1 protein-coding gene is annotated in these 283 nt (G+C 33.2%); it reads right to left on the minus strand.

All coding sequences use genetic code 11. The features are described from left to right. Positions 1-250, minus strand: a 250-nt coding sequence (locus tag ACG94X_RS16855; protein WP_419384807.1) for a hypothetical protein, incomplete at its 3' end; no start/stop codon positions are given. Between the last annotated feature and the right edge of the window lie 33 nt (positions 251-283).

The raw sequence follows: 283 nt of genomic DNA on the forward strand, positions 1-283 counted from the left end.
TATCTGTATTTTTTAACATTTCCTTTATTGGATTGTTCACCTCCCTTTCACTCTTAGACTTCCAATAATTCCCTTTCTCCGGTACTGAAAGCTCTTGAATTTGTTTATCTGTAAGTATACGACTGATCACTCCTTCTGCGAGTTTTTCAATTAATTGCTCCCTTACATCTAAGCTAAATTCACCTAAAATATGGCTTTCATTATCTTCGTCTTGTATAATTCCTTGATCATTATCTACATCACGATTCATCTCTCAATACCACTTTTTTGCTTATGTATATTC

The organism is Acinetobacter psychrotolerans (assembly GCF_048552595.1).
Classification (GTDB): Bacteria; Pseudomonadota; Gammaproteobacteria; order Pseudomonadales; family Moraxellaceae; genus Acinetobacter.